At 52.1% G+C, this 23,691-nt stretch carries 28 protein-coding genes and 1 tRNA gene; 6 read left to right on the forward strand and 23 right to left on the reverse strand.

Translation table 11 applies throughout. The annotated features are described in order from the left end of the window. Positions 1–3: 3 nt before the first annotated feature. The 13 genes from NM686_RS16790 to NM686_RS16850 form a co-directional block, all read right to left on the reverse strand. A complete protein-coding gene (locus NM686_RS16790; protein WP_255189001.1) occupies positions 4–639 on the reverse strand; it encodes a thioredoxin domain-containing protein in 636 nt (211 codons plus the stop codon). Positions 640–670: 31 nt separating this feature from the next. Beyond that, positions 671–1,588 carry a flagellar hook-associated protein FlgL gene (gene flgL, locus NM686_RS16795; protein ID WP_255189002.1) on the reverse strand — a complete coding sequence of 306 codons (918 nt, stop codon included), beginning with the start codon at positions 1,586–1,588 and terminating at the stop codon, positions 671–673. 11 nt (positions 1,589–1,599) lie between these two features. Next, on the reverse strand, positions 1,600–3,246 hold the full coding sequence (flgK, locus tag NM686_RS16800) for a flagellar hook-associated protein FlgK (protein ID WP_255189003.1): 1,647 nt from the start codon (positions 3,244–3,246) through the stop codon (positions 1,600–1,602). An 8-nt stretch (positions 3,247–3,254) separates the two neighbouring features. Continuing rightward, a complete protein-coding gene (gene flgJ / locus NM686_RS16805) occupies positions 3,255–4,277 on the reverse strand; it encodes a flagellar assembly peptidoglycan hydrolase FlgJ (protein ID WP_255189004.1) in 1,023 nt (340 codons plus the stop codon). A 45-nt stretch (positions 4,278–4,322) separates the two neighbouring features. Next, positions 4,323–5,408, reverse strand: coding sequence for a flagellar basal body P-ring protein FlgI (locus tag NM686_RS16810; RefSeq protein ID WP_255189005.1), 1,086 nt, complete (start codon positions 5,406–5,408; stop codon positions 4,323–4,325). 49 nt (positions 5,409–5,457) lie between these two features. Next, positions 5,458–6,138: a flagellar basal body L-ring protein FlgH gene (locus tag NM686_RS16815; protein WP_255189006.1), complete on the reverse strand. Its 681-nt coding sequence runs from the start codon at positions 6,136–6,138 to the stop codon at positions 5,458–5,460. A gap of 15 nt (positions 6,139–6,153) precedes the next feature. Continuing rightward, on the reverse strand, positions 6,154–6,942 hold the full coding sequence (flgG, locus tag NM686_RS16820; RefSeq protein ID WP_255189007.1) for a flagellar basal-body rod protein FlgG: 789 nt from the start codon (positions 6,940–6,942) through the stop codon (positions 6,154–6,156). 50 nt (positions 6,943–6,992) lie between these two features. Then, entirely contained in the window at positions 6,993–7,742 is a 750-nt protein-coding gene (gene flgF, locus NM686_RS16825; RefSeq protein WP_255189008.1) for a flagellar basal-body rod protein FlgF, read from the reverse strand. 16 nt (positions 7,743–7,758) lie between these two features. Further along, positions 7,759–9,015, reverse strand: coding sequence for a flagellar hook protein FlgE (flgE, locus tag NM686_RS16830; RefSeq protein WP_255189009.1), 1,257 nt, complete (start codon positions 9,013–9,015; stop codon positions 7,759–7,761). Positions 9,016–9,028: 13 nt separating this feature from the next. Next, positions 9,029–9,706 carry a flagellar hook assembly protein FlgD gene (locus tag NM686_RS16835; RefSeq protein WP_255189010.1) on the reverse strand — a complete coding sequence of 226 codons (678 nt, stop codon included), beginning with the start codon at positions 9,704–9,706 and terminating at the stop codon, positions 9,029–9,031. A 9-nt stretch (positions 9,707–9,715) separates the two neighbouring features. After that, positions 9,716–10,132 carry a flagellar basal body rod protein FlgC gene (flgC, locus tag NM686_RS16840; RefSeq protein WP_255189011.1) on the reverse strand — a complete coding sequence of 139 codons (417 nt, stop codon included), beginning with the start codon at positions 10,130–10,132 and terminating at the stop codon, positions 9,716–9,718. Between the two features lie 2 nt (positions 10,133–10,134). After that, on the reverse strand, positions 10,135–10,527 hold the full coding sequence (gene flgB, locus NM686_RS16845; RefSeq protein WP_255189012.1) for a flagellar basal body rod protein FlgB: 393 nt from the start codon (positions 10,525–10,527) through the stop codon (positions 10,135–10,137). 727 nt (positions 10,528–11,254) lie between these two features. Continuing rightward, a complete protein-coding gene (locus NM686_RS16850) occupies positions 11,255–12,184 on the reverse strand; it encodes a chemotaxis protein CheV (protein ID WP_255189013.1) in 930 nt (309 codons plus the stop codon). A 119-nt stretch (positions 12,185–12,303) separates the two neighbouring features. Here NM686_RS16850 and flgA point away from each other — a divergent pair, with 119 nt between their 5' ends. From flgA to NM686_RS16880, 6 genes are all read left to right on the forward strand, one after another. Next, a complete protein-coding gene (gene flgA, locus NM686_RS16855; protein ID WP_255189014.1) occupies positions 12,304–12,993 on the forward strand; it encodes a flagellar basal body P-ring formation chaperone FlgA in 690 nt (229 codons plus the stop codon). Positions 12,994–13,061: 68 nt separating this feature from the next. Beyond that, the gene (gene flgM / locus NM686_RS16860; protein ID WP_255189015.1) at positions 13,062–13,352 is read left to right on the forward strand and encodes a flagellar biosynthesis anti-sigma factor FlgM; all 291 of its coding nucleotides are present in this window, start codon (positions 13,062–13,064) and stop codon (positions 13,350–13,352) included. A gap of 4 nt (positions 13,353–13,356) precedes the next feature. Beyond that, positions 13,357–13,851 (forward strand): flagella synthesis protein FlgN, encoded by a 495-nt coding sequence (locus tag NM686_RS16865; RefSeq protein WP_255189016.1) that lies wholly within the window; start codon positions 13,357–13,359, stop codon positions 13,849–13,851. A gap of 12 nt (positions 13,852–13,863) precedes the next feature. After that, positions 13,864–14,670, forward strand: coding sequence for a flagellar brake protein (locus NM686_RS16870; RefSeq protein WP_255189017.1), 807 nt, complete (start codon positions 13,864–13,866; stop codon positions 14,668–14,670). A 32-nt stretch (positions 14,671–14,702) separates the two neighbouring features. Beyond that, positions 14,703–14,779, forward strand: a tRNA-Arg gene (locus NM686_RS16875). A 460-nt stretch (positions 14,780–15,239) separates the two neighbouring features. Further along, positions 15,240–16,346, forward strand: a complete 1,107-nt coding sequence (locus tag NM686_RS16880; RefSeq protein ID WP_255189018.1) for an ISAs1 family transposase — start codon at positions 15,240–15,242, stop codon at positions 16,344–16,346. 55 nt (positions 16,347–16,401) lie between these two features. On the opposite strand, the gene NM686_RS16885 is transcribed toward NM686_RS16880, so the two are convergent. The 10 genes from NM686_RS16885 to NM686_RS16930 form a co-directional block, all read right to left on the reverse strand. Then, positions 16,402–16,701, reverse strand: a complete 300-nt coding sequence (locus NM686_RS16885) for a hypothetical protein (RefSeq protein WP_255189019.1) — start codon at positions 16,699–16,701, stop codon at positions 16,402–16,404. Continuing rightward, positions 16,698–17,285 (reverse strand): hypothetical protein, encoded by a 588-nt coding sequence (locus NM686_RS16890; RefSeq protein ID WP_255189020.1) that lies wholly within the window; start codon positions 17,283–17,285, stop codon positions 16,698–16,700. The genes NM686_RS16885 and NM686_RS16890 overlap by 4 nt, the downstream gene beginning before the upstream one ends. 864 nt (positions 17,286–18,149) lie before the next feature. Beyond that, positions 18,150–18,488 carry a hypothetical protein gene (locus NM686_RS16895; protein WP_255189021.1) on the reverse strand — a complete coding sequence of 113 codons (339 nt, stop codon included), beginning with the start codon at positions 18,486–18,488 and terminating at the stop codon, positions 18,150–18,152. Positions 18,489–18,611: 123 nt separating this feature from the next. Continuing rightward, positions 18,612–18,950 carry a hypothetical protein gene (locus NM686_RS16900; protein ID WP_255189021.1) on the reverse strand — a complete coding sequence of 113 codons (339 nt, stop codon included), beginning with the start codon at positions 18,948–18,950 and terminating at the stop codon, positions 18,612–18,614. A 107-nt stretch (positions 18,951–19,057) separates the two neighbouring features. Then, a complete protein-coding gene (locus NM686_RS16905) occupies positions 19,058–19,438 on the reverse strand; it encodes an HNH endonuclease signature motif containing protein (RefSeq protein WP_255189022.1) in 381 nt (126 codons plus the stop codon). Then, a complete protein-coding gene (locus NM686_RS16910; RefSeq protein ID WP_255189023.1) occupies positions 19,422–21,620 on the reverse strand; it encodes a DUF3987 domain-containing protein in 2,199 nt (732 codons plus the stop codon). Before NM686_RS16910 ends, NM686_RS16905 begins: the two co-directional genes overlap by 17 nt. Beyond that, positions 21,617–22,357, reverse strand: coding sequence for a CHC2 zinc finger domain-containing protein (locus NM686_RS16915; protein WP_269021870.1), 741 nt, complete (start codon positions 22,355–22,357; stop codon positions 21,617–21,619). Before NM686_RS16915 ends, NM686_RS16910 begins: the two co-directional genes overlap by 4 nt. 100 nt (positions 22,358–22,457) lie before the next feature. Beyond that, positions 22,458–23,183, reverse strand: coding sequence for a hypothetical protein (locus NM686_RS16920; protein ID WP_255189025.1), 726 nt, complete (start codon positions 23,181–23,183; stop codon positions 22,458–22,460). Between the two features lie 28 nt (positions 23,184–23,211). Next, positions 23,212–23,478, reverse strand: coding sequence for a type II toxin-antitoxin system RelE family toxin (locus NM686_RS16925; protein WP_255189026.1), 267 nt, complete (start codon positions 23,476–23,478; stop codon positions 23,212–23,214). Then, positions 23,462–23,686 (reverse strand): DUF6290 family protein, encoded by a 225-nt coding sequence (locus NM686_RS16930; RefSeq protein WP_255189027.1) that lies wholly within the window; start codon positions 23,684–23,686, stop codon positions 23,462–23,464. The genes NM686_RS16925 and NM686_RS16930 overlap by 17 nt, the downstream gene beginning before the upstream one ends. Between the last annotated feature and the right edge of the window lie 5 nt (positions 23,687–23,691).

The following is a 23,691-nucleotide window of genomic DNA, read 5'->3' on the forward strand; positions in this document are numbered from 1 at the left end:
TCGTCACTCGGCAAGCAATTGCCTGATCAGGCTTTCCAATTCGGAAAATTCTCCAAACCGGCACGCGCGCAAAATACCCTGCTTATCGACCAGGATATGCGATGGCGTACCTTGCAACGCAAAACGCTCGAAGGTTTCGGCACGGTACTCCAAAGTTTGCAAATAATCCCTGATACGCAACCTGATCTGTTGGTAATCGGCCGACTGCCTGGAAATATCCGGCAATTTTTGTCGAATGAAATCGTCCACGGTTTGCTCGGTGACGGGTTCCTCTACTTTCAGCAAGCAGTCCATGGCTACCGGAAACGGGATGCGATACGGCCATAGTCCATTCCGCAATTGTCCATACTCCTGTAACGCCCGCCGTGTCTCGCCAACCACCTCGCATTTTTCCAACAGCAGTCGTAGATTAACCAAGTTGTTTTTATCAAAATCCTCGAAGGCGGTGGCAACGCCCAACACTGCCAGTCCTTGCTCGGCGTAACGCTGATGTAAATCGATGGCCTGCGGCAGAGAATACAAGAAACAACCTGGGCAATTGACTTGAAACACCTCGACCAGCACCACCTTTCCCCGCAATTGATCAAAGTTGGTAGCTTCTCCCTGCACCCATTGGGACACCGCTAGTGGTACGGTCATTTGACTCAATTGAGCTTTGATCATTTTTTAACTACATGTAATTAAACAACGATAGATTTTGCACTTTGACATAGGCTTGCTGGGCCGCCTGAAGTGCAATCTCTTGTAAATTGAATTTACTCAAGGCTTCGGCATAGTCCAGATCACCAATTTCAGATGCCGTGCTTTTGTTATCCAAGATGTAGTCGGCATTCCGGTTTTCCTGCACATCCAGCGCATTCATTCGGGCACCGACAGAAGCCCTAACAGTGGAAAAACGCTCTAAAGCCTTGCTTATATCGCCCAAGGAAGCTGGGTCTGGAGTATTGTTTTTCAGCCCGGCAGACAAGGTTTCGATGGCCTGGAACACATTCTCAATACTACCGAGAGTTAACGGGTCAGGGAGTATATTGCCAAAAACCTCGTTACCCGGATCACCATCGGCAACTTGCCGGTCAGGACCAATTTCTATTTTGCGCTGATTGGTATCGCCTTGATAGGTATAAACAGGAGGCACAGAATCATCGTGGGTAAAAGCCTTTTGATCCGTCTTGTAACCGGAAAAAATATACTCTCCGTTGGCATTTTTTGTATTGGCAATCCCCAATAACTGATCCTTTAATAGATCGATTTCCTCGGCAATTTGCTTTCTATTTTCTGGAGAAATAGAACCATTCAAGCCTCGTAGCGCCAAGTCTTGAATGCTTTGCAAAGCATCAGTGGCATTACTCAAACTAGATTCTTCCAAACCCAACCGCTGCCTCGCCGCACCGATATTCACTTGATATTGTTCACTTTCCTTAATATTTTGTTCCAGATCGATCAATGAGGTTGCTGCCACCGGATTTTCGGAGGGTGTCAGATATTTTTTATTGGATGACAATTTTAGCTGGGTTTCACTAAGCTTGGCCTGCTGATCCAGCATCGCGTTCACGGCTAGCTGATGACTCCATGAAGTAGAAATACGCATGACAACCTCCCCTAACGAACGGCACCGATCAGACTATCGAACAACGTATTGGCCACCGATATGGCCTGTGCCGCTGCCTGATAAGACTGTTGAAACTTGATTAAATTCGCGGCTTCTTCATCCAGATTGACGCCAGAAACCGATTCCCAGGAAGAGGTGGCCTGTTTCAACAACGTATCCTGTGCCGAACGACTCACTTGGGCGTTGCGCGTCTGCGTGCCCACTTTGGAAACTATTTGCCCATACGCATCGGAAAAAGTCGCCGTGCCGTTGAACATCAGACTGGCATTTTCCAGTTGCGCCAAGGCCAAGGCATTGCGGTTGTCGCCCGGCAAACCGGACACCGGCGGGCCATCAACACGACCTTGTGCCGCCGCTATTTGTTTAGGATCGGTAATGGCCAGTTTGATATTCTTGGCTGCATCATAAGCAGGCCTGATTAAAAAACTATCACCCACTGTTAGAGTTCCGCTCAAAGCCAGGTTGAATCCATCAGCGGGCGCCGTGACATTCGTATTATCACTCAACCGAGTCAACGTATAAGCCGGTGGAGGCCCTACTGCCGAAATGGTAAGCTGATAATCACTGGCTTTGAGGCCTGAGGCGGATGTCGCAAATGTAGCGGTCAAAGTGGCGGTTGGATCGGCTACCTTGGCCACCACCGGAATTTCCGGCGAGCCCAAATCAAAAAAACGCGCACCTGCCGACCCCTCCAGATCATATCCCGCCTGGTGAACGCGATTGAATTCCACAGCCATCCCTGTCGCCAACAAACCCAGTTGCTGCTGCGCAGGATCCAGTACCTCATCCCTGAAGCGCAGGCTTCCATACAAACTTCCACCGGACAGCTGATTGGATATGTTTTGTCCATTCATGAATATTTCTTTATGCGTCGGATCGCTATCCGAGCTTTGGACAGACAATACCGCGGCATAATCGCTCAACACCAAAGGTTGTCCCTTGCCGATGAACACGCTGATGGAACCATCCTTTTGATTGACCACGGATACGTCGACCAGTTTGGCCATGTCGTTCAACAACATGTCCCGTTGATCCAATAACTGATTGGGCAATTGCCCCCCTTTAGCCCGGCCAATGTCGGCGACAATTTTGTTATTCAGTTCGGCAATCTCCTTGGCATACGAATTGAGATCGCTGACCATGCCACCCAAGCCCACATTGACCTGATCCCTGATTTGCTCGAAACGGCCGTTCATGGTGCTGAAAGTTTGCGCCAGCGACTCTGCTTCCGACAGCATCACTTGCCGCGCGGGAATGGACGAGGGATCGTCGGCGACTTCGTGCACGGCATCGAAAAACGCTTTCATGGAAGGCGCCAAGCTGGTGCTATCGGCCGCAATGATGCTGTCGATTTGCGCTGCCAGGCTGTGATAGGTATCGACCTCGCCGAAGGCCGAGTTGCTGGAACGCACCTGCCCGGTAATGAATTGATCGTAACTCCGGGCGATATTGGCTACCGACACGCCGGTTCCGACGAAGTTACCGCCCAGGAACTGCTCGGGCCGGGTAGACAATTCAGCCCGCTGCCGGCTGTAGCCTTCCGTATTGACATTACTGATATTGTTGCTGGTCGTTTCCAGCGAGCGCTGAAAAGCCGCCAATCCAGATAATGCGGTATTCAAAAGACCGATTGACATAGCGCCTCCTAACCTGCGTCAGCGGGTACTTGACCGGCGATTTGATTGTTGTAAATGCTCATGATCTTTTCCGCATATCTAGGGTCGGTGGCATAACCCGCTTTTTGTAGTTCGCGTACATATTGCGCGGCGTTATCCGCTTTCTTCAAGGCTTCGCCATAACGAGGATTCGATTTGATGAAATTGACATAATCGTCAAAACTTTCTTTGTACGAATCATAAGATCTAAACCCGGCCATTTCCCTTTTCGCCACACCACCATCATATTCCAGCGTCGATACTCGCGTTTGCTTGCCTTGCCAACTTTTATCGGCCTTGATATTAAAAAGATTAAAACTACTTTCGCCTTGGGCATTTTTGATCACCGATTGTCCCCAGCCGGTTTCCAGGGCGGCCTGAGCCAGTAATACATTGACATCGACCCCCAGTTCCCTGGCTGCTTCTTGCGCGTGCGGCATCAACTGGCTCATGAAAATCTGTTTGTTGACAGCCCTTCCGCTTGCGCGCGAGCTTTGCTCCATGGCCTGCCATTTGGCCTCGAGCGCTTGCTGACTTTGTTCCATACGCTCCAAGGCGGCTTGCAAACTGGTCAAGCCAGACTCTTCCAGCGACTGTTCGGAATTTACCGCACTCATAGTCTTGTTCATTGGACGCGGGGCGGCTTGGCCATGCACGCCGAAAGCCCGATTCAGGTAATCACTGGCCTGCATTTTCTCGTCCTCGTCATTCTTCGGCTTGGGCGTCAATTGTTTGGCTATCAAATCGGCCAAGCCAACACCCGGTTTACCGGCCAACTCCACGGCCATTTGCTGGTCGTACATGTCCCGATAAAACTCGCTTTGCTTGCTATCCAGTATGCCTTCGCTCAATTTGGCCTGCCTCATGCTTTTCAAGACCATGGTCAAAAACACGGATTCGAATTGCTTGGCGACTTCCTTGATCGCCTCCGGCGATTGTTCGCGCGCACCTTGTTTCAGTTTGGCCAGACCATTGAAGTCTGTATAAACGGATACAGTATCGGTGTTTAACATGATAACCCCCCCCCTCTAAATCGGGAACGCACGGCGAATCAGTTACTAAATCACGATCAACTCGGCACGCAAGGCGCCTGCTGATTTCAAGGCTTCCAAAATCGCGACCAAATCACTTGGCGCGGCTCCAACACTATTGACGGCCTGCACGATTTCATCCAATGACACGCCTGGGTTGAATACGAACATGTGGTTGTTCTCTTCCTGAACCGAAATTTCAGACTTAGGCGTCACCACGGTCTCGCCTTGCGACAGGGCGCCCGGCTGACTGACTTGCGGGTTTTCCGAAATCGTCACGGTCAGACTGCCATGCGACACCGCCGAAGGTTGCACCCTGACCTTGCTGTTGATGATGACAGTGCCGGTCCTGGAGTTGACGATGACCTTAGCCGGGGCATCATCCGGCGCTATCTCGATATTCTCGACCATTGCGGTAAACTCGACCTTCTGAGCCGGATTGACCGGAGATCTCACGCTCACGGAAGTAGCATCGATAGCCCTGGCAGTATCCGCACCCAGCATTTTATTGATTGCCCCAACCATCCGATTGGCTGTCGTAAAATCTGGGGTGTTCAAATTGAACACCAAATCGCCGCCTTGCTCGAAACCAGTCGGCACGCTTCGCTCCACTGTAGCGCCATTCGGTATCCTCCCCACCAAGGGATTGTTGACGGTGATTTTTGAGCCATCCTGGCCGGATGCGCTCAAACCGCCCACCACCAGATTACCTTGCGCCACCGCATAGACATTGCCATCCGCGCCGCGCAACGGGCTCATTACCAACGAGCCACCACGCAAACTTTTGGCATCCCCCATCGAAGAAACCGTCACATCGATGGTTTGCCCTGGTTTGGCAAAGGGCGGCAATTCTGCATGTACACTAACCAAGGCTACGTTTTTGGATTTTGGATCGATGCCGGGCGGCAACGTCATGCCGAGTTTACCTACCATATTGCGCAAGGCTTGCCCGGTGAATCGGGTTTTATCGCCGGATTTATCCAAACCCGTGACCAAACCGTAGCCCACGAGTTGGTTGCTGCGCACACCGGCAACCGCGGCAATATCCTTGATCCGCTCGGCCTGCACGACATTCGCTATTAGCATCATGGCCAGCAAGATTATTGTTTTCATCGTCTTTCTCCGCTATCGGTGATCGTCAGAGACCAAGCCTGCTTACACGTTAAAAAGGAAACCAAGGGCTAGACAAGATTCGAGAGATCCAGCCTGGTTTCGACGCATCGGCCAACGCGCCATCGCCGGTATACATAATGGTGGCATCGGCCACCTTGGAAGACGGGATGGTATTGGCTACATTGATATCGATCGGGCGAACGATACCGGACAGTCGGATGTATTCATTGCCATCGTTCATGGCTACTCTTTTTTCGCCACGGACCCGCATATTGCCATTCGGCAGCAGTTCCACCACCGTTACACTGATGTCGCCCGTCAAATTACTGATTTGACGCGCATCACCCTTGCCTTCCGTGGCACGATCAACCGAATACTGCAGCGAAGAGGACAGATCGCTGCCCAATATATCCGACGTGGGTATGCCAAAAACCGCGGGGGCGCTACCCGAAATCTGCACGTCCGAGTTCTTGTCCGTCTTTGAGTTGGCCTGTTTTCTGGCGACGGTGTTTTCGTCGAAGGTCACCGTCAAAATATCGCCGACGCGGCGGGCGGCATGATCCTCGAACAGACGCATGTCGTACCCGCTTTGATAGATGGCGCCGTTGTTCTGCAGCGGCGGACGCAGATCGGCCGGTTGCACCGGGGCAAAATCCGGGTCGCGCGCCGGCAAAGTATTGCAGCCCAGTAGGAACGAACTGAAAAAACCGATTAAAACCAAGGCTTTCATGATGAATGTCCTAGATCAGAGTTGTTGGGTGACGAACGACAACATCTCATCCGTCGTCGATATGGCTTTGGAATTCATTTCATAGGCACGCTGAGTTTCGATCATGTTGACAAGTTCCTCCACCACATTGACGTTGGAAGTTTCCAACGAGCCTTGCAACACGATGCCCAGTTCTTCTTCGCCCGGCGTACCGACGATGGGGGGGCCGCTGGCTACGGACTCGCGGAACAAGTTTTCGCCCATGGGATCAAGCCCGGCGGGATTGATGAAATCGGCCAACTGAATCTGGCCCACATTGGTGGCCTCGGGACTGCCGGGCTGCACCACGTTAACGGTGCCGTCGCGACCGATACTGATACTGATGGCGTCTTGCGGAATGGTGATATTGGGTTCTAACGTCAAGCCGCCGGCGGTAACGATTTGCCCGGTCGAATCCAGCTTCAAGGAGCCATCGCGGGTGTAATTGATGTCGCCATTGGGCATCAGGATCTGGATATAACCGCGACCGCTGATCGCGATGTCCAGCGAATTTTCGGTTTGCTGAATGTTCCCCTGAGTATGCAGCTTTTCGGTCGCCACGGTTCTGACACCGGTACCGAGCTGCAAACCGGTAGGCAATTCGGTGTTTTGCGTGGTTTGCGAGCCGACCTGACGTATGTTTTGATAAATCAGGTCTTCGAATAAGGGACGGCCTTTTTTGAAGCCCGTGGTGTTGACGTTGGCCAAGTTGTTGGCAATCACCGCCATCCGGGTTTGCTGGGCATCGAGGCCGGTCTTGGCTACCCATAATGCACGTTCTGTCATGACAACCTCCTGAGTGACATTTTTTTGTCTTATCAGGAGTAAAGCAGTATTTATGCCATTTGCATCAGTTTGGCGGTAACACCTGCGTTGTCATCGACGTTTTTCATGACCTTGGTTTGCAATTCAAAGTTACGCGCCAACTCGATCATCTCGACCATGGCCGACATTGCATTGACGTTGCTGCCTTCCAGCATCCCCTGCATGACATTGACATTGGCATCGGCGGGTGGCGGCGCGGCTCCCGCCTGCTTGAGATGCATCAAGCCGTCATTGCCTTTTTCCAGATTGCCGTTACCCGGATTTACCAGCTTGATGCGGTCGAGCACGACCAACGTAGTCGCGTTGGAGCCTTGCGGGATGATGCTAATGGTCCCGTCCCGTCCGATCTCCACTTTTTGCGCCGGCGGTATCGCAATTGGCTGTCCCGCTTCGCCCAAAAACCTGAGACCCGCCCCATTCTCCAATAAGCCTTCCGGCGTAATGCGCAAATCGCCGGCTCGGGTATAAGCTTCACCACCGTCCTTGCCCTGCACGGCGAACCAGCCATCGCCATTGATGGCGATATCCAATTCTCTGCCGGTGGTTTGCAAACCGCCCGTGGACATATCCGTTCCCGGCCTTTCGGTCATCGCATAGACACGGGAAGGATAGCCAGGACCGAAGGCCGGCATCGCCCGGAATTGTTCGAAATCCGACTTGAATCCGGTGGTTTGCGTATTCGCCAGATTATTGGCATTCGCGCTTTGCGCCAGCAGGGTTTGCTTGGCGCCGTTCATCGCGATGTATAGGCTACGGTCCATGCCGGCTCCCCTTCATTTAGATGTTGAGTATCGCTTGCATGATGGTATTTTCGGTGGTGATGGTCTGCGCATTGGCCTGGTAATGCTGCTGCGCCACGATTAGATTGACCAGCTGCGCGGCCAAATCCACATTTGAACTTTCCAGCGCGCCAGACTGAATGCCGCCAAAATTATTCGACCCCGCCTCGCCGCGTATCGGTTCACCGGAGTCGGCGCCTTGCGCCCAAGCGGTATCACCCAACTTGGTCAAGCCATTCACATTAGGAAACCGAGTCAATGCAACCTTCCCAACGGTTTGTGATCCACCGTTGCTGAAACGGGCGAATATCACCCCTTCATCGTCAATATCGACACCGGTTAATTGCCCCGCGGGTAATCCATTTTGGGTCAATTCGTTGACGCTAAATTTCTGCTGAACCTGAGTTGAACCAGTATAATCCATGGAGTCGATAGTCACGGAGGCGGCGCCATTCGTCACAGGATAAGGATTCAGGGCGAATTTCCCGTCGGTCGGCACAGTCAGTTGACCACTGGAATTAAACTCCAAGGTTCCGGAATGAACTAGTGTTTTGACGTTCGCCGGAGCTCCTGGTTCGCTCATGTAGTGATAAACGTTCCAGGTGTTTGCCGTAGCACTCTTCGCATAATAAGCCGTCAGAATATGCGGCGAGCCTAATGAGTCGTAAACCGTCACCGACGTCTGACTGTTGTAGGTTTCGGGATCCGTAAAATCAAAAGGATCATCTGGTGTTTTATCATCAACATTGACGTTGATTGCGATTTTTACATTGTCGGTTGCCAACGGTGGCCCAGTCAGTGTTTTGATTTGCACCGGCTGAGTCACGCCGATGCTGAAACCATCGGTAACTTTGGTGCCATTCGGCTTATATACCAGCAAGGCATTGCCCTGGTTGTTGACTAAGTATCCCTCTTTATCAAGCTTGAACTCCCCACTTCGTGTATAGGACAAGTTGTTGACTTCGGTCGGACTTTTGGCCATCGTAAAAAAACCTTCGCCACTAATCGCCAAATCCAGATTATTTTCGGTGAAGGATAAAACCCCTTGATTGAATTGCTGGGCCACATTCGCCACTCTTACCCCGGCCCCCGGCTGTATGCGACTTACCCCTCCCACACTCGTCGCATAAACATCGGCGAATTCCGACCGCGAACGCTTGAAGCCCGTGGTGTTGGCGTTGGCGATATTGTTCCCCGTCACCGCCAGATTGTTGGATGCGGCGTTCAAACCGCTTAATGCTGTCGTAAAGGCCATGGCGCCCTCCTATCTATAAAATTTGTTTGAGCTGATTGAATTTCACAGAGCCGACACCCGCCAAATTGACTTGCAATCCCGTACTGCCGCTGCCCATCGTCACACTCTGCACCTTGGATTTGATATTGGTTGCCAGTTGCGTGTTTTTGCCGTCGATACTGGCCTGGGCTTCTATCTTGTAAACCCCGGGATTGGCGAATTGACCGTTCTGGTCCATGCCGTCCCATTCGAACGCCACGGTACCCGCTGACTGCGAGTCCAAATCCAGGGTTCTGATAACTTCGCCGGTTTTCGGATTGACGATTCGAACGCTGACGTCGTTAGAGCTCACCGGCAATTCAAAATCCCCCGCTACGCTTCCGCCGGCCGACAGCAAGGCCTCCTGACTGGGCGCCGAGACATAGCGCCCCACCAGACTCGCCGCCTGCAAGGCCTGGTCGGAACTGATCGAATTGGCAAAATCCTTGAACGAGGCCTGCAAATCCTGGATGCCGGACACGGTGCTGAATTGCGCCATCTGCCCCAAAAACTCGCCATTCTCCATCGGTTTCATGGGGTCTTGATGGGTCAATTGCGTGGTGAGCAATTTCAAAAACTGCTCTTGGCCCAAAGTCTGCTTTTGCTGGGCTGGTTTATCGCTGGCGGTCGCCAAGCCCAGGTTTTTAAAAGTGTCTATCGCGCTGGTGCTCATGGCTTATCCTCACTGTCCCATTTTCAAAGTCTGCAGAATCAGGTTCTTGGCGGTATTCAGCACTTCGACGTTGTTTTCGTAAGCGCGCGAGGCCGACATCATGTTCGCCATTTCCTCGACGGTATTGACGTTGGGCTTATAGATGTAACCCAACTCATCCGCCATCGGATGGTTCGGCGCGTATTCCATGACGGGCGGGGCCTGGCTTTCGACGACACCCAGCACGTTGACGCCACCGGCTGCATGATTTTTATCCATGATGTTTTTCAATTCGGCCGCAAATACGGGTTGCCGGGATTTGTAAACCTCATCGATGCTGCTGCTAATGCTATTGGCATTGGAAATGTTACTGGCGACCAGATTGAGCCTGAGGTTTTCCGCATTCATGCCGCTGCCGGCAATATTGAATATATTCATCGAAGGCATGGTTATTCTCCGCGCAAGGCCGTCATCAGCCCCGAAAACTTGCTATTGATGAAACGCAAACTAGCCTGATACTGCACGGCGTTTTCCGCGTATTTGGCCTGTTCGATATGCGCTTCGACCGTATTGCCGTCCAGAGAAGGCTGCTGCGGATTGCGGTAGAGCAAATCCGCGCCCAGCACGGTGCTTTGGCCTCCGATATGGCCCGCCTGGGTACGTTCCAAACGGGTATTTGACGCCAGGGTTTGAGACAAAACCGCTTTGAAATCCAAATCGCGAGCCTTGTAATCTGGTGTATCGACGTTCGCCAAATTAGCCGCCAGTGTTTCGGCGCGTTTTTCCCGCAACGCGAGTGCTTGTGGATGTATGCCTAAAGCGTTATCGAAATTAATTGCCATGATTGCGCCCTCCTGTTTTCCACAATAAAGCAGCACTCATGCCAATACAATTTATTATTGAAATATCATAAGGATGGGGATTTTGAATTGCCGCGCCAGTGTCAAAAACGCGCGTTTACGGCAAGGCGGCAAAAAATTTCCGCCCAAGGGTGATGTCGTAAAAGACAAAACACCCCCTTATCCCGCAGGGAGAGCGGACTTTTACGACTCCCTCTTAAGGAAATCGTCAAATTTCTGACGAAGCGAAAGATGAAGGCAGTCGAACAATGACTTTGCCCGGCTATTACTCTGAAAGTAGCAAAATGTGAGGGTGCGGTTGCTTGTTGGACAGGCGTCGGCGGCAAGGATGCCGCCGTCGAGCCAACATGGATGTATTCACGGCGGCCTGTCCGGCAAGCAACCTTACCCTGAAGACTATTTTCATTTGCCGGGGTGATGCCCAGCCTTCATGAGCGTTACTCTGAAAGTCATTGTAGGAGCGACGCCGAGCCTTCATCAGCGTTAGTGTGAAAATACAATGGCCGCTGGTTTATTCGGCAATGGTAGGTACGAATTCATTCGCACTGTGCGGATAAATCCGCACCTACACCGAATACTTGAATAGGTTATTTCATGTTTATTCCTAACACCATTGCACGCTTGAAGACGACAGGAATGAAAACGCTTTAACTTTTTTCAACAAGGAATGACATCCCCGAGCGGGCAACAATCATTGGCTTGGCGCCAATCAATTAAAGCCATGATGCTGCTTGAGCTGTTTCTGGATGGCCGTCAGTAATGAATCAGGATCAAACTTTGCCAGAAATTCATTCGCCCCCACTTTTTGCACCATGGCGGTATTAAATACACCGCTCAACGAAGTATGCAAAATCAGGTAAATATCGCGCATCGCCGGATCGGATTTGATTTTGGTGGCCAAGGTGTACCCATCCATGCGCGGCATTTCCACATCGGAAATGATCATCGCGTAGCGATCCTGAATTCTGACACCGTCCGCAACCAATTGCGACAAATGTTCCCAGGCTTCCAAGCCGTCCTTTAATACCGTGCAATCAAGCCCGATTTGCTCGCACACCCTTTTGATTTGATTGCGCGCAACTGACGAATCGTCCACGATCAAGACATGATCATTCATGCCGGAAACTTCCTGATCGATGGTTTCTGCCGCCGCCTCTTCCCGTCCACCGATGACTTCCTTCATGACCTTTTCTACATCGATCACCTCGATCAATTCGCCATCGACATCGGTCACAGCAGTCAAGTAACTCTCCCTGCCGGCCCCCGTGGGCGGTGCCTTGACCTGCTCCCAGCCAATGTTGATGATGCGATCGACCGACGCCACCAGGAATCCTTGAATGGAACGATTATATTCGGTCACAATGACATACCCACCCTCTTCGCTGGACAAGGGCCGCATGCCAATCGCCATCGACAAATCCAGCACTGGAATGGTTTTACCGCGCAAATGGGCCACACCGCGTATGACATAGTGTGAATTGGGAATTTGGGTCAAGGGAGGACACTGAATCACTTCCTGCACTTTAAAAACGTTGATCCCGAAGCGTTGCCTGCGGCCGAGTTTGAATAGCAATAATTCAAAGCGATTGTGGCCGGCCAACTTGGTACGCTGATCAACCCCGTCTAAGACTCCACCCATACGTCTCCCCTGTAAAAAATGCACGAACGATTATAGCGGCTTTGCCCCAACATACTTGAGTAATTTTCTGGCACGCGTCCTGCTTTAAAGCAGTCAGAGTCAACGAATCGACACCTGCCATGAAAACAACCAACTTCCTCTGTTTATTACTGATGACGAGTCAATTAAGCTGGGCTGCTTCGACCCAGTCCTTGCAGCTCGTTCAAGACGGCGTGAACAGTTTTGTGCAGTCATCGCTGGAACCCAGTGGACAGTATCAGATCAGCAGCGCGCAGATCGACGATCGCTTGCAACTGCCGGAATGCGATCAAGACCTGGAGTTCTTCGCCCAATCGAGCGAGATAAAACCGGGGCGAAACACGGTCGGCATTCGCTGCAACGGCACGAACAGCTGGACCATCTACAGCACGGTATTGGTCAAATCATTCAAGGATGTACTAGTACTGGCCAAACAACTGAACAGGGGCGAGCGTATAACGCCGGCACACCTGAAAACCGAAAGACGGGACATAGCGACCCTGCAACAAGGCTACATCGTCAATCCAGACGACGTACTCGACAAACAAGCCACGCGCTTTACTCCGACAGGCAGCGTGCTCAATCGCATGCATTATTCAGAACCAACCCTGGTAAAACGCGGTGAACGCGTCAATATTCAATCAGGCAAGGCGGGGTTATTGATTAGCACGATGGGAGTGGCCATGATGGATGGCATTAAAGGACAGCAAATCAGTGTAAAAAACGCCACGTCCCAGCGGGTGATTCAGGCAACGGTGCTGAATCCGGGCGTGGTAACCGTCAATTTCTAACGCGAATTAAAGGATCAGATCATGCTGCCGCTATCAATCATACGAAAAATCTTCACAGGAAGCCCGTCATGGCCATTCAATCCGTTAACACAGGCAATGTTACCAGCGCTGTTGCACAGCCCAAAGTCGCCAGCAAAAGCACGATCGATAACCAAAATCAGCCGAGCCACACTGTTTCGAGCGATGACACCGTTAATCTGAAGACCATCGAACGCACCGCCTCATCCACCCCTATCGTGGATGAAGCCAAAGTGAACGAGATCAAAGTAGCGCTGAGTTCTGGCAGCTATGCGATAAATCCGGAGCGAATCGCAAGCAAGATGATGCAATTGGATTTTAATTTACCGAATACGACATAATCCCATGATAGAAAAAACGTATCCCATTACCGAAAAACTACTGGCGAGCGGCCTTAAGTCGACGCAACAGTTGTTTCAATTGCTGAACAGCGAATACGAGCAACTGAAACAAAAAACCGACCCGACCGCCCTGTCTACTTTGGCCGCCAATAAAAGAGAAGTGGTAGCGCAACTAGAGCAGTTTTCCAAACAGCTGGGACAGGTTCTTGCAACCGAAAAACTCCTGACTAGCCAGGAAGGCGTCATGAGCTACCTGGCTAAAGCCAAGGCCGCCGACATCAATATCGCAAGCTCATTACAATGCTGGCTGGACATTGAAGCCCTATGTAAAAAATGCCGCGCATTGAACGAGCAAAATGGCGCCAGTATCGATTTACTCAGCCGCCATACCCAGCGCTGCCTGCAGGTATTGAGAGGCAAATCCCAACTGACCGCCACCTATGGCCCGGATGGTACAACTCGCAGCGTACTGTTTTCCCACACCCTGATTTCGGTGTAGACTGAATAACGTGTGAAACAGTTTATCCGGCCCGAGATGTTCGATAAATTCAAGCGTTTTTTCAATCGAGAAGAAACAAACCAAGCTGAAGAAGGCAAGGATGAGCTATCCATCTTTGAAAACCCCAACTTCATTACCGACTCCGATAAGATCATTGGCTTATTATCGGAAATAGAAGTCAGCTCCCCCCTTTGCACGATCCAAATCGATGGCGCGCCGGAAGAATACAATTCATCGGTTTTAGGCATCAAACCCGATAAAAATCTCATCATCCTGGATGAATTAACCCCCATTGAAGGCAATGCCCACCTGCAAAACGTCAAGTCCTTAAAATTATCGACCTTTCACAAAGGCATTCATTTAACCTTCAATCTAACCGAAATTGAAGTAGGCTACTCACGAGGCATCACTTACTACAAAGCCGCGCTTCCTCAGCGCGTTTTTTATCCGCAACGTAGACGCTCGCCCCGCATAGAAATCAGCTCGATCGACATCGCCTTCAGCGGGGTTTCCGAACGCACCGGTATTTCGGTCAACGGTTATTTATTCGACCTGTCCCGAGGCGGCGCCGGAATTGACCTGCCGGTAAACCGGGCACGTATTCAGCGCGGCGATCGCATTAAAAACTGCCAAATCAGCTTTGACGAATATCTGATGAATTTTGACCTGTCAGTTCGCTTTGTAAAGCAACCCTCATTAAATTCGTCGAAAGTCCAAATCGGCGGTTTTTTCGAAAACCTCTCGAACAAGAGCCAAACTAAACTTTCCTATTTCATTACCTCGCTAGAAAGGGTCGAAATCAGAAAACAAAAGGCTTAGCCCATGCATGTGTTAAAATTCGGCACCACAAAGTCCCGGTAGCTCAGCAGGATAGAGCAGCCCCCTCCTAAGGGGCAGGTCGGACGTTCGAATCGTCTCCGGGACGCCATGAAAATCAATGACTTAATGTGATTTTAGATTTAGCAAGCTTTGGCAATGTCGCAATTTTGTCGCACTTCAAAATAACCCCCCCCCCAACAAACAGCAACAAAAAAGCCGGCAAACCATCAAGGCAGCCGGCTTTTTATATTTTTATGGTTTTTTTACTGTCGAGTTTTACCGAGAAAAACCGACGTTTTTTATATCAATGCATCAAATTGCATCAGATTTAATGTTTCACGCTCCGCAGTGCTTGATTTTATTGGCCTGCAGAATTCAAGACGCGGGATTAGTAATCCCGCACCATGTTTTTTTTGCAAAATGTTCCACGCTAAAAACACCCGCTTAGATTACCCCATACTCAGAGAACGAATAAGGCAAGCCATCGCCTAATAAAGCCAGGGCAATCGCGCTTTGTAGCACTTGCACGGGCAAGGGGTTTAGTATAGCGATTTTGCCTAATATCCCAGATGCTCCCAGATCCAACCCCCTATTTTGCTGACCTCACAGACCCGCGGCGAGAGGGCAAAAACAAACTCCACAAACTCACGGATATCGTGATGATCGTCTTATGCGCAGTATTGAGCGGCATCGAGGATTGGGTCGGCATGGAAGAGTTTGCCGAAGAAAAAGAAGATTGGCTGCGGACCTTTTTGGAATTACCGAATGGAATTCCCTCGCACGATACCCTGAGTAATGTCTTGGGCCGCCTGAATCCCCAAGCGTTTGCCGAGACCTTTCAACGTTGGGTGCAGGCGGCATTGCCAAGCCTTTCAGGACAGCAAGTCTGTTTGGACGGCAAGACCTTGCGCGGCAGCCGCGAAGGGGATAAGGCCGTGCATTTGATGAGCGCCTTTGCGGCTGAAGCGCGTTGGGTGTTGGCGCAACAGGCGGTGGATGAGAAGACTAACGAAATCACGGCGATCCCCGATTTATTGTCGATGTTGGACATCAAAGGAGCCCTGATCTCGATCGATGCCATGGGGTGTCAAAAAGCCATTGCGGAAACCATCGTTACGGCGCAAGCGGATTACGTGTTGGCACTGAAGGATAATCATCCGAACCTTTGCGAGGATGTCAAGTTGTGGCTGGATACTGAAAATGCCAACGGCCGCTTACCTGTCTACGAAACCATCGACAAAGATCACGGTCGCCTGGAAATACGCCGTTACAGTTTGAGTAGCGAGATTGCGTGGTTGACGCAAAAACCTGACTGGGCCGGGCTACAAGCCATTGGTCGGGTTGAATCGATTCGCACCCTCGGTGACAAGACCTCGGTTGAGTGTCGCTACTATTTGTGTTCGTTTACGGATTTGCAGCGCTTTGCCGAAGGGGTACGGCAGCATTGGGCGATAGAAAATTCCCAGCACTGGGTGCTGGATGTGCAGTTTGGCGAAGATGCGAATCGCGCCAGAACAGATCATTCCGCCGAAAACTTGGCGTTGATGCGACGGATGGCACTCAATTTACTACGAAATAACGGACCTACTAAAGACAGCTTGAAGCGCCGCAAGTTGCGAGCATGTTTGAACGATAACTATCGCTTTAAATTACTCTTCGGAACATCTGCAACATAGCGCGATTGCCCTGCTAATAAAGCCGGTGTTACCCTGCTTTTTTGATTTGCTTTATCTATTTCGGTTCTTCCTTGCGCTCTTCGGCCATCTCCTTGGCCTCGATACCGATTTGCACCAATGAGGCAATGGTTCCGGCCTTGTACGCCATGCCATTCAAAATACCCCGTATTTCATCGCTCGTTGTCGAGTTGTGGGCATCAGCGCGTGCCAAGACTAATAGCGTGTCGGCAAGGCTTTGGGCTTCTTCGTCGGCATGTAAAAGCAGGTTCCCAAAGAAGTTTAGTTGTTTGCTTGTTAGGTTGTGTTTTGCGGTATTGAATAACTCGATCAATGCTGTTTGAGTTGAGCAAATCACTTCGCACCTCCTACCAGCAAAGCACCTTGGATACTCATCATGTCCTTCAAACTTTGTTCGTTCTGTACCACCTGCTTGCTTTGGTGTTCGATCTCTAAATAACGATTTAAAAAGGCTGTGGCGTCGTCCAGCTCCAATCTAATAGCTTGCCCGGCACCGCGTAATATTTCCATCATACAATCCGCGCTCCTGGTTTCGGCTGCTATTTCCAATAATTCCACAATTGCTTTGGCTCGATTTATTGGGGGAATAACGGTATCAATCAAGCTTCCGCGCGGTTCGCCCCCTTCAATCGTCCAGGGTATCCGGTGCTTTAACAAATCAATGGTTTGATGTTGCTCGATTTGAGCGGGGGTTGATGCGATTGTCATGGTGTCCTCCGATACTTGCATGAGTAAACCGCCTGCAACACTTTCCACGGTGATGGAGGCGGGATTGCATGGGGTGGAAATACCGCGCATCGGTGCGGCCAGCCTTTCGACTGCCCAAACAATCCCGCCATAATGAACAGCACAGCCTTTGCCGTGCTGAATGATGGGCATAAAAAAGCCACTGGCTAAAAGTGGCGATTTTCGCCGATGCATAAACGGGTTTCCACGCCCGGCCTATTGTCAGATAGGCGTATTTATTGTGCAGTGTATGAGTTGATTCTGTCAAGGCTGGCTTTGTTCGGTATCGCCAGGCTATCGACCACAAGCCCATATCAATAAGCCATCTATCCAGGCAATCAGGCTTTTGTCGGTTTAGTCAGTTTTGTCGGTAGGGGGTGCCCCCCCGTTTTTAATGGGTATCGATCCCGAAGCCAGCGCCTACCGGATAACCCCGGCCATCCGGCTATCTATCCAGGCAATCAGGCTTTTGTCGGTTTAGTCAGTTTTGTCGGTAGGGGGTGCCCCCCGTTTTTAATGGGTATCGATCCCGAAGCCAGCGCCTACCGGATAACCCCGGCCATCCGGCTATCTATCCAGGCAAGAGCCAATCAATACAGGCGCGTTTTGATTGCCTTGCCTTGGTTGTAGGGTATTGGCAAGGCTTAAGGCCGGGGGAGTGTCAAAAGTCCAAGGGTTGCCGCCCGCTTTGCATCGCCCCAATCTTGCTTATGCCTTTATGTAATTAAATAGAAAAAACCCATAAAGCATTATTATTAAATATATATAATATTATTCTAATATAGTATTTATACAGAGAACCGACAGAACCGGCTAAAGGGGTGGGTTGTGTCAAAAGTAAAGGGCTTGCGGGTCGCTTTGCCTCGCCCCAGCTAAATTTTCGCCAGCTCATTTTTGGAAATGCAAAAAGCCACCTTGCCGCCTGGTTGTTGCATGGGCAGTACCCGCCAACGGCCCGGCATCGATCACGGCCCGCCGTGGCGGTCGGCAGGCTCGGGCATTCGTGCGAAAACACGGCCCCCCCCCCTACCGACAAAACTGACTAAACCGACAAAACCCCTATGGCCTACCATTGCACCCGCGCCGATCCGGTGGCAGGCTTGGCAATGGCCCGACGGCTTTGTCCACGGCCCAAGGCATCGCCGCCTCGGTGTTGGTGCATGGGAAGTATCCGCCAACGTCCCGGCATCGATCACGGCCCGCCGTGGCGGTCGGTAGGCTCGGGCATTCGTGCGAAAACACGGGCCACCCCCTGCCGACAAAACTGACTAAACCGACAAAACGCCCCTTGCCACCTTCGGCACCTCTACCAGCGCCCGCCGATCCCGTGGCAGGCTTGAACATGGCCCGCCGACTTTGCTCAAGGCCCAAGGCATCGCCGCCCGGTTGTTGTTGCATGGACAGTACCCGCCAACGGCCCGGCATCGATCACGGCCTGCCGTGGCGGTCGGCAGGCTCGGGCATTCGTGCGAAAACACGGCCCCCCCCCTACCGACAAAACTGACTAAACCGACAAAACCCCTATGGCCTACCATTGCACCCGCGCCGATCCGGTGGCAGGCTTGGCAATGGCCCGACGGCTTTGTCCACGGCCCAAGGCATCGCCGCCTCGGTGTTGGTGCATGGGAAGTATCCGCCAACGTCCCGGCATCGATCACGGCCCGCCGTGGCGGTCGGTAGGCTCGGGCATTCGTGCGAAAACACGGGCCACCCCCTGCCGACAAAACTGACTAAACCGACAAAACGCCCCTTGCCACCTTCGGCACCTCTACCAGCGCCCGCCGATCCCGTGGCAGGCTTGAACATGGCCCGCCGACTTTGCTCAAGGCCCAAGGCATCGCCGCCCGGTTGTTGTTGCATGGACAGTACCCGCCAACGGCCCGGCATCGATCACGGCCTGCCGTGGCGGTCGGCAGGTACAAAAAAAACCGGCCTAAGCCGGTTCGTTTCGATGTTGGCCGCCAGGGTCAATTCCCGCGGCGACGGTTGGTGTCGCTTCGGGTCTTGGCATTGTGGCAAGGCTTGCAAAGGGTTTGCAGGTTGCCCGCGTCCAGTGCCAGCGGGTCGGCTGGCGATTGAAAGGGGCGGATATGGTCCACCACTTCGCCTACCACCAATCGCCCGGCCTTTCGGCATTCCCGGCAAAGCGGCTCAAGGCTTAGGTGTTGCTCTCGTAATCGCTTCCAGGCGGCACGCTGGTAAAAACGGTTTCGCTCTTGATAGGCGTGGCCGGCTGTTTGTTTCTGCGCTCGGTAGGTTTGGCGCTGATGCGCCGGGCAAAAGCCCGGCTTATCCACCAATGCCCGGCACCCGATATGCCGGCAAGGGGTTTTAGCGGATCTCGGCATTATTGCCACCCCCTAAAACCAGCGGGTTAATGTGAAAGCTCGGCAAAGGTCGCCGGCCTACTGCTTGCGGCTCGGGCGGTTGCTCTACAATCCACCCCTCATAGGTCAGGATTTCCAGCGCCTCTTTCACGGGTGCGCCCTTGCCTAAACCGTGCCAGCCTTTGCGGTCAATATCGCGGGTGGTAAACGGGTTCGGCAGGTTGCCGGCTTTTATCTTGCCCGCCAGCCTTACCGCCGCCTCTTGTTCCGGGCTTTCGGCCATTGCATAAATGCGCCGCGCGTGGCTTTCCAGATAATCGCACCACGCCACCGCCAGCCGTGCCGCCGATTCCGTGACCGGCCCGCCCGGTGTGCCGTTGGCAATGTCGATCAGGTGGAAAATTAGCGCCAAGCTGGGCATCAATGACCGAAACTTGCCGAAGTGCTCCACCATAAGCGGGTTTTCCTCGCGCGGTATCTTCACGGTTTGTAATTGGGTCAGCCACTCAAAAAACACCGCTTGCCCGGCTTCGTCGAAACGGTAATAAGGCCGGTCGTCGTGGTCTGGGTCATAGCTGGCCCCGTGTTCGGCAAAGTCCATTTCCGCCAGCTTTTGTAGAATCACAAAAGCCCGCTGTTTGTGTTCTTTGTTGGGGGCTGTGTCGATCAGTTGCCAGTTTTTCGGTTCATCCGGCCACACGGCAAGCTGTAGGCGTTGAATCATGCCATCGTTGCCGCCGCTTTGGGCTTGATGGAGGTAGGCTTTCAGCTTGTCGGGCTGGATACCCCCCAATAGGCTGATACAGATTGATTTTGCCTCGGTAACGCCTCGGGCAATCTTCACATCAACATAAGCGCCGTTTCCGTTCCAGCCTTCCAAAAAATACGCGCGTTCGTCGGCCCCGTCTTCCCGATCCCATTTAACCAGCAGGCCGGTTAATTCATCCCTAAACACCAGCAAGCCGCGCGGGTTCTGGCTTTGTAAAAGCGTCATGCTTTGAATGGTGGTTTCGTTGGTTTTGAATAAGCGCCGCGCCGGTTGCTCTTGGCTGGCTTCCAGGGCTTCCAGATATTCCGCCCGCATTAAGTCAAGCTCGCGGCTGTCCATTGTGTCTTTTTTGGCCTCTTTATCCAGCCGGCTTTTCAGGTCTTTTTGTACCGCGCCGGCCACCATACCTTCAAAATCCGCGCATCGTTTTTCGCGCTCGAACATTTCACCATAGACAAATTGCAGCCGGTCTAAAATGCCTAGTGCCTCTTTCATGCTGGGCGATTTCAGACAGACCGAAGGCCGCCCGATACATGCGCCCCATAAATTCGGTATTACCTCCCAGCCGTCGCGCTGCTTTGGCCGAATACCGCATCCAGCACCGATCACACTGGAAAAAATCACGATGGTTGAAATTACCGGAAAATCCGCCGGGGTTTGCATCCGGTGGGAAACATCCGCCAACCAATCGCGGAAAGGCTCGGGGATTAGTTCCGGGGTCATCGGAAAAACGGGCGGGATTTTGGGGCGGATTTCGCCAGGGTTGGCCCATGTGCCACGGGTGGCCGTGGCTTTGTTGTCTGTGTCCGCTGGCGTGGCTTGGCTGGCGTGTGCGATTTCGGCCCGCAATTGCTCGCGCAAGGCTTCGCGCTCGCATTCGGCAATGGGGCTAAATCGATCCCAGCCAGTTACCCAGCCTTCCAACCAGTCCACGGCATCGCCGCCTTTTTCCAGGCCCGGCAAGCGAACAATTTTAACCTTGGGCGGTTGCGGCAAAGCCGCCAGGCATGCGGCCACCTCCGCCGCGTATTTCTCGCCCGGTTCGTCAATGTCTGGCAGGATATAGGCCGCGCCGAAGCCGTTTAGCGGTATCCAGTCGGCCTTTTTCGCTGCTTGCGCTCCGCCTAGACTGGTAACGGCACAAAGGCCGATAGATTGCAGCGCCGCCGCGCAGGGTTCGCCCTCGACAATAAAAACGGCCTTGGTTTTCTCATGCGCCGCCAGTCGATCTAGGCCGAACAATGGCCGGGGGTCGGCATCGATCCCAGGTATCCAATCGGCACCGTGCCGCTTGAAAAACGGCACCACGTCTTTTTTCCCACCTTCGGCTTGATACCGGCCCACCGCGCCCAACGGTTGGCCGCTGGCGTCGTGATATGTCCAGCTAAAAACCAAGGGCTTGTTGTTGTAGTTTTTGGGTAGTTGAATGGTCATTCTAGCCCCCACTCCTTCGCCAGCTTTTCCAGGGCTTGCGGAAAGGTCAGGCCGTGCCGCTTTTGCTCGAACGCGATCACATCGCCGCCCGCCGCGCCGCAAGCAAAGCACTTAAAGCCGCCGGTTTGGGTGTTCACGCGAAAAGAGCCGCGCTCGTTGTCGGTGTGAAACGGGCAAAGGCCGCCATCGTTCCAGCCGATCCGCTTTAGCGGTATTTCAGGCAAGGCCACACGATAATAATCAGCCGGGCTTATCGCACGTTTGACGGTTTCGGATTTTATCGGCATGGCTCGGCCTCCCTCTTTTGGTAGGCTTCGGCAATTTTGCCGGCTTTGTCGAAATAGTCGCAGTCTGGGCAAAGCTCGCGCTCTGTCAATTCCTCGCGGTCGGTATGTGCGCCGCATGATTTGCAATTTTTTATGATGCGTGGTTGTTGAAAAAATCTTGATAAATCGGGCTTCATTACGCAGCCCCTTTGCGTTTTGTGCTTCCAGCCATTCAAAATATTTAGGCTCGTTAATCAATACGCGCCGCCCATTGCGAACGATTGCGCCGGATTTTTTTAAGCCGTTGGTTTCTTCATTGAATATCTGGTGGCGCAAGGTGCCTACCGGAAAGGCTGGGTATTTTTGATTGAATTGCTGAACAGTGGAATAAAGCCATGCCGCTTGCATGGCTTCGGGTTGATGTGCCGTAGCGTTTGCCGTGGCGGTTTCGGTTTGGTTGTTTGGTGTCATGTTCACCCCTGATTGTTATGGTTTAACAGGTTTCGCCGCGTCTTACCGACGCCGCTTAGGGTGAATTGTGATTTTTTGAAATTGGTAAGCCCTAGGCTGCTTACCAACTAATACGGTGGCGGATTGTTTCTATTGAATCGGTCAGTTTAAGCCGTTGTTTTACCAGTCTGGCTAAGTCTGATTTAGATTTAATATGGCTTTTTTCGGCTTTTATTATGTCGGCGCATTCTTGCCATTTTTCCCATTTTTGGCTTCGTTCCTCGGTTTGCTGTTTGCCTCGTTTTTGTGCAAACGCTTGTTGATTTTTTCGCGTTGATTTTCCTAGCTCGGCATCTGGCTTAATTTCGTCGAATCTATTACTTAAATCTGTCGTTAATTTCCCTAACTTTGTTGTTAATTCGTCTTTGCGTTGATCTAAATGCAAAAGGCTACAGGCCAGCATGTTAGCCATTGAAATAACCGCCTTTTCCATCTGCCCAAACTCAATGTAATCCCTAAGTCTTGAGGCTTCCAGAATCGTAATGGCCGCCGCGTCTATTTCTGGGTCTGGGTGTCCCTCTGCGTGGCCCGCCTCATTAACCCATTCCATGCTTTCAAACTCTAGCCGCATTTTTCTATTTTCTGCGGGGGTTAGTTCTGGGTCATCTGCAATATAGCCAAATTCCTCAAAATGCGGGTGGTATCCTTCGCGGGTTAAAACCTTTCTTGCCGATTCTTCGGCGGCACTGGTTATTGATTGAATGGTTTCGCTGTCGTTCCATCCGCCGCTTTCAAGATTTTTTATGGCGTAAATCAGCTCAACAGGGCTTAATAAGTCCCGTTCCATCGCTATGAGCTGCTCAAAATCTTAGCGTTCATCGATAAACCTCCCGCCGGTGGCCTATCTCGATAACCAACACAATCAGCTCGTCATCTTCAATCCGGCACAACAGCCGATAATCGCCCACGCGGTAACGCCATAGGCCGGACAAATTGCCTTGCAAGGCTTTTCCAGTGTTGCGCGGGTTGTCGGCGGGCAGGATTCGATCTTGCAGAAAGGCGACGATGCGCTTTTGAACTGACTTATCCAGCTTTTGCAAATCCCGCTTGGCGTCGTCGGATAACTTAACTGTCCAGGTCAAAGGCTTTCACCACGTCTTGTATGCTATGGGAAACCTTGCCGCCGTCCAAATAGCTTTGATAGGCGGCTTCGGCGCGTTTGGCGTCTTGGCAATCTTCCAGGTATTCGATCAGGGCGGTTTTGACCAGTTGCGCGGGGCTAAGGTGTTGTTGCGTTGCCAGCTCGTTCAGTACGCCGGCGGTTTCGTCGTCGAGTTCTAAGGTCATCATGGTTT

This window comes from Methylomonas rapida (genome assembly GCF_024360925.2).
GTDB lineage: Bacteria > Pseudomonadota > Gammaproteobacteria > Methylococcales > Methylomonadaceae > Methylomonas > Methylomonas rapida.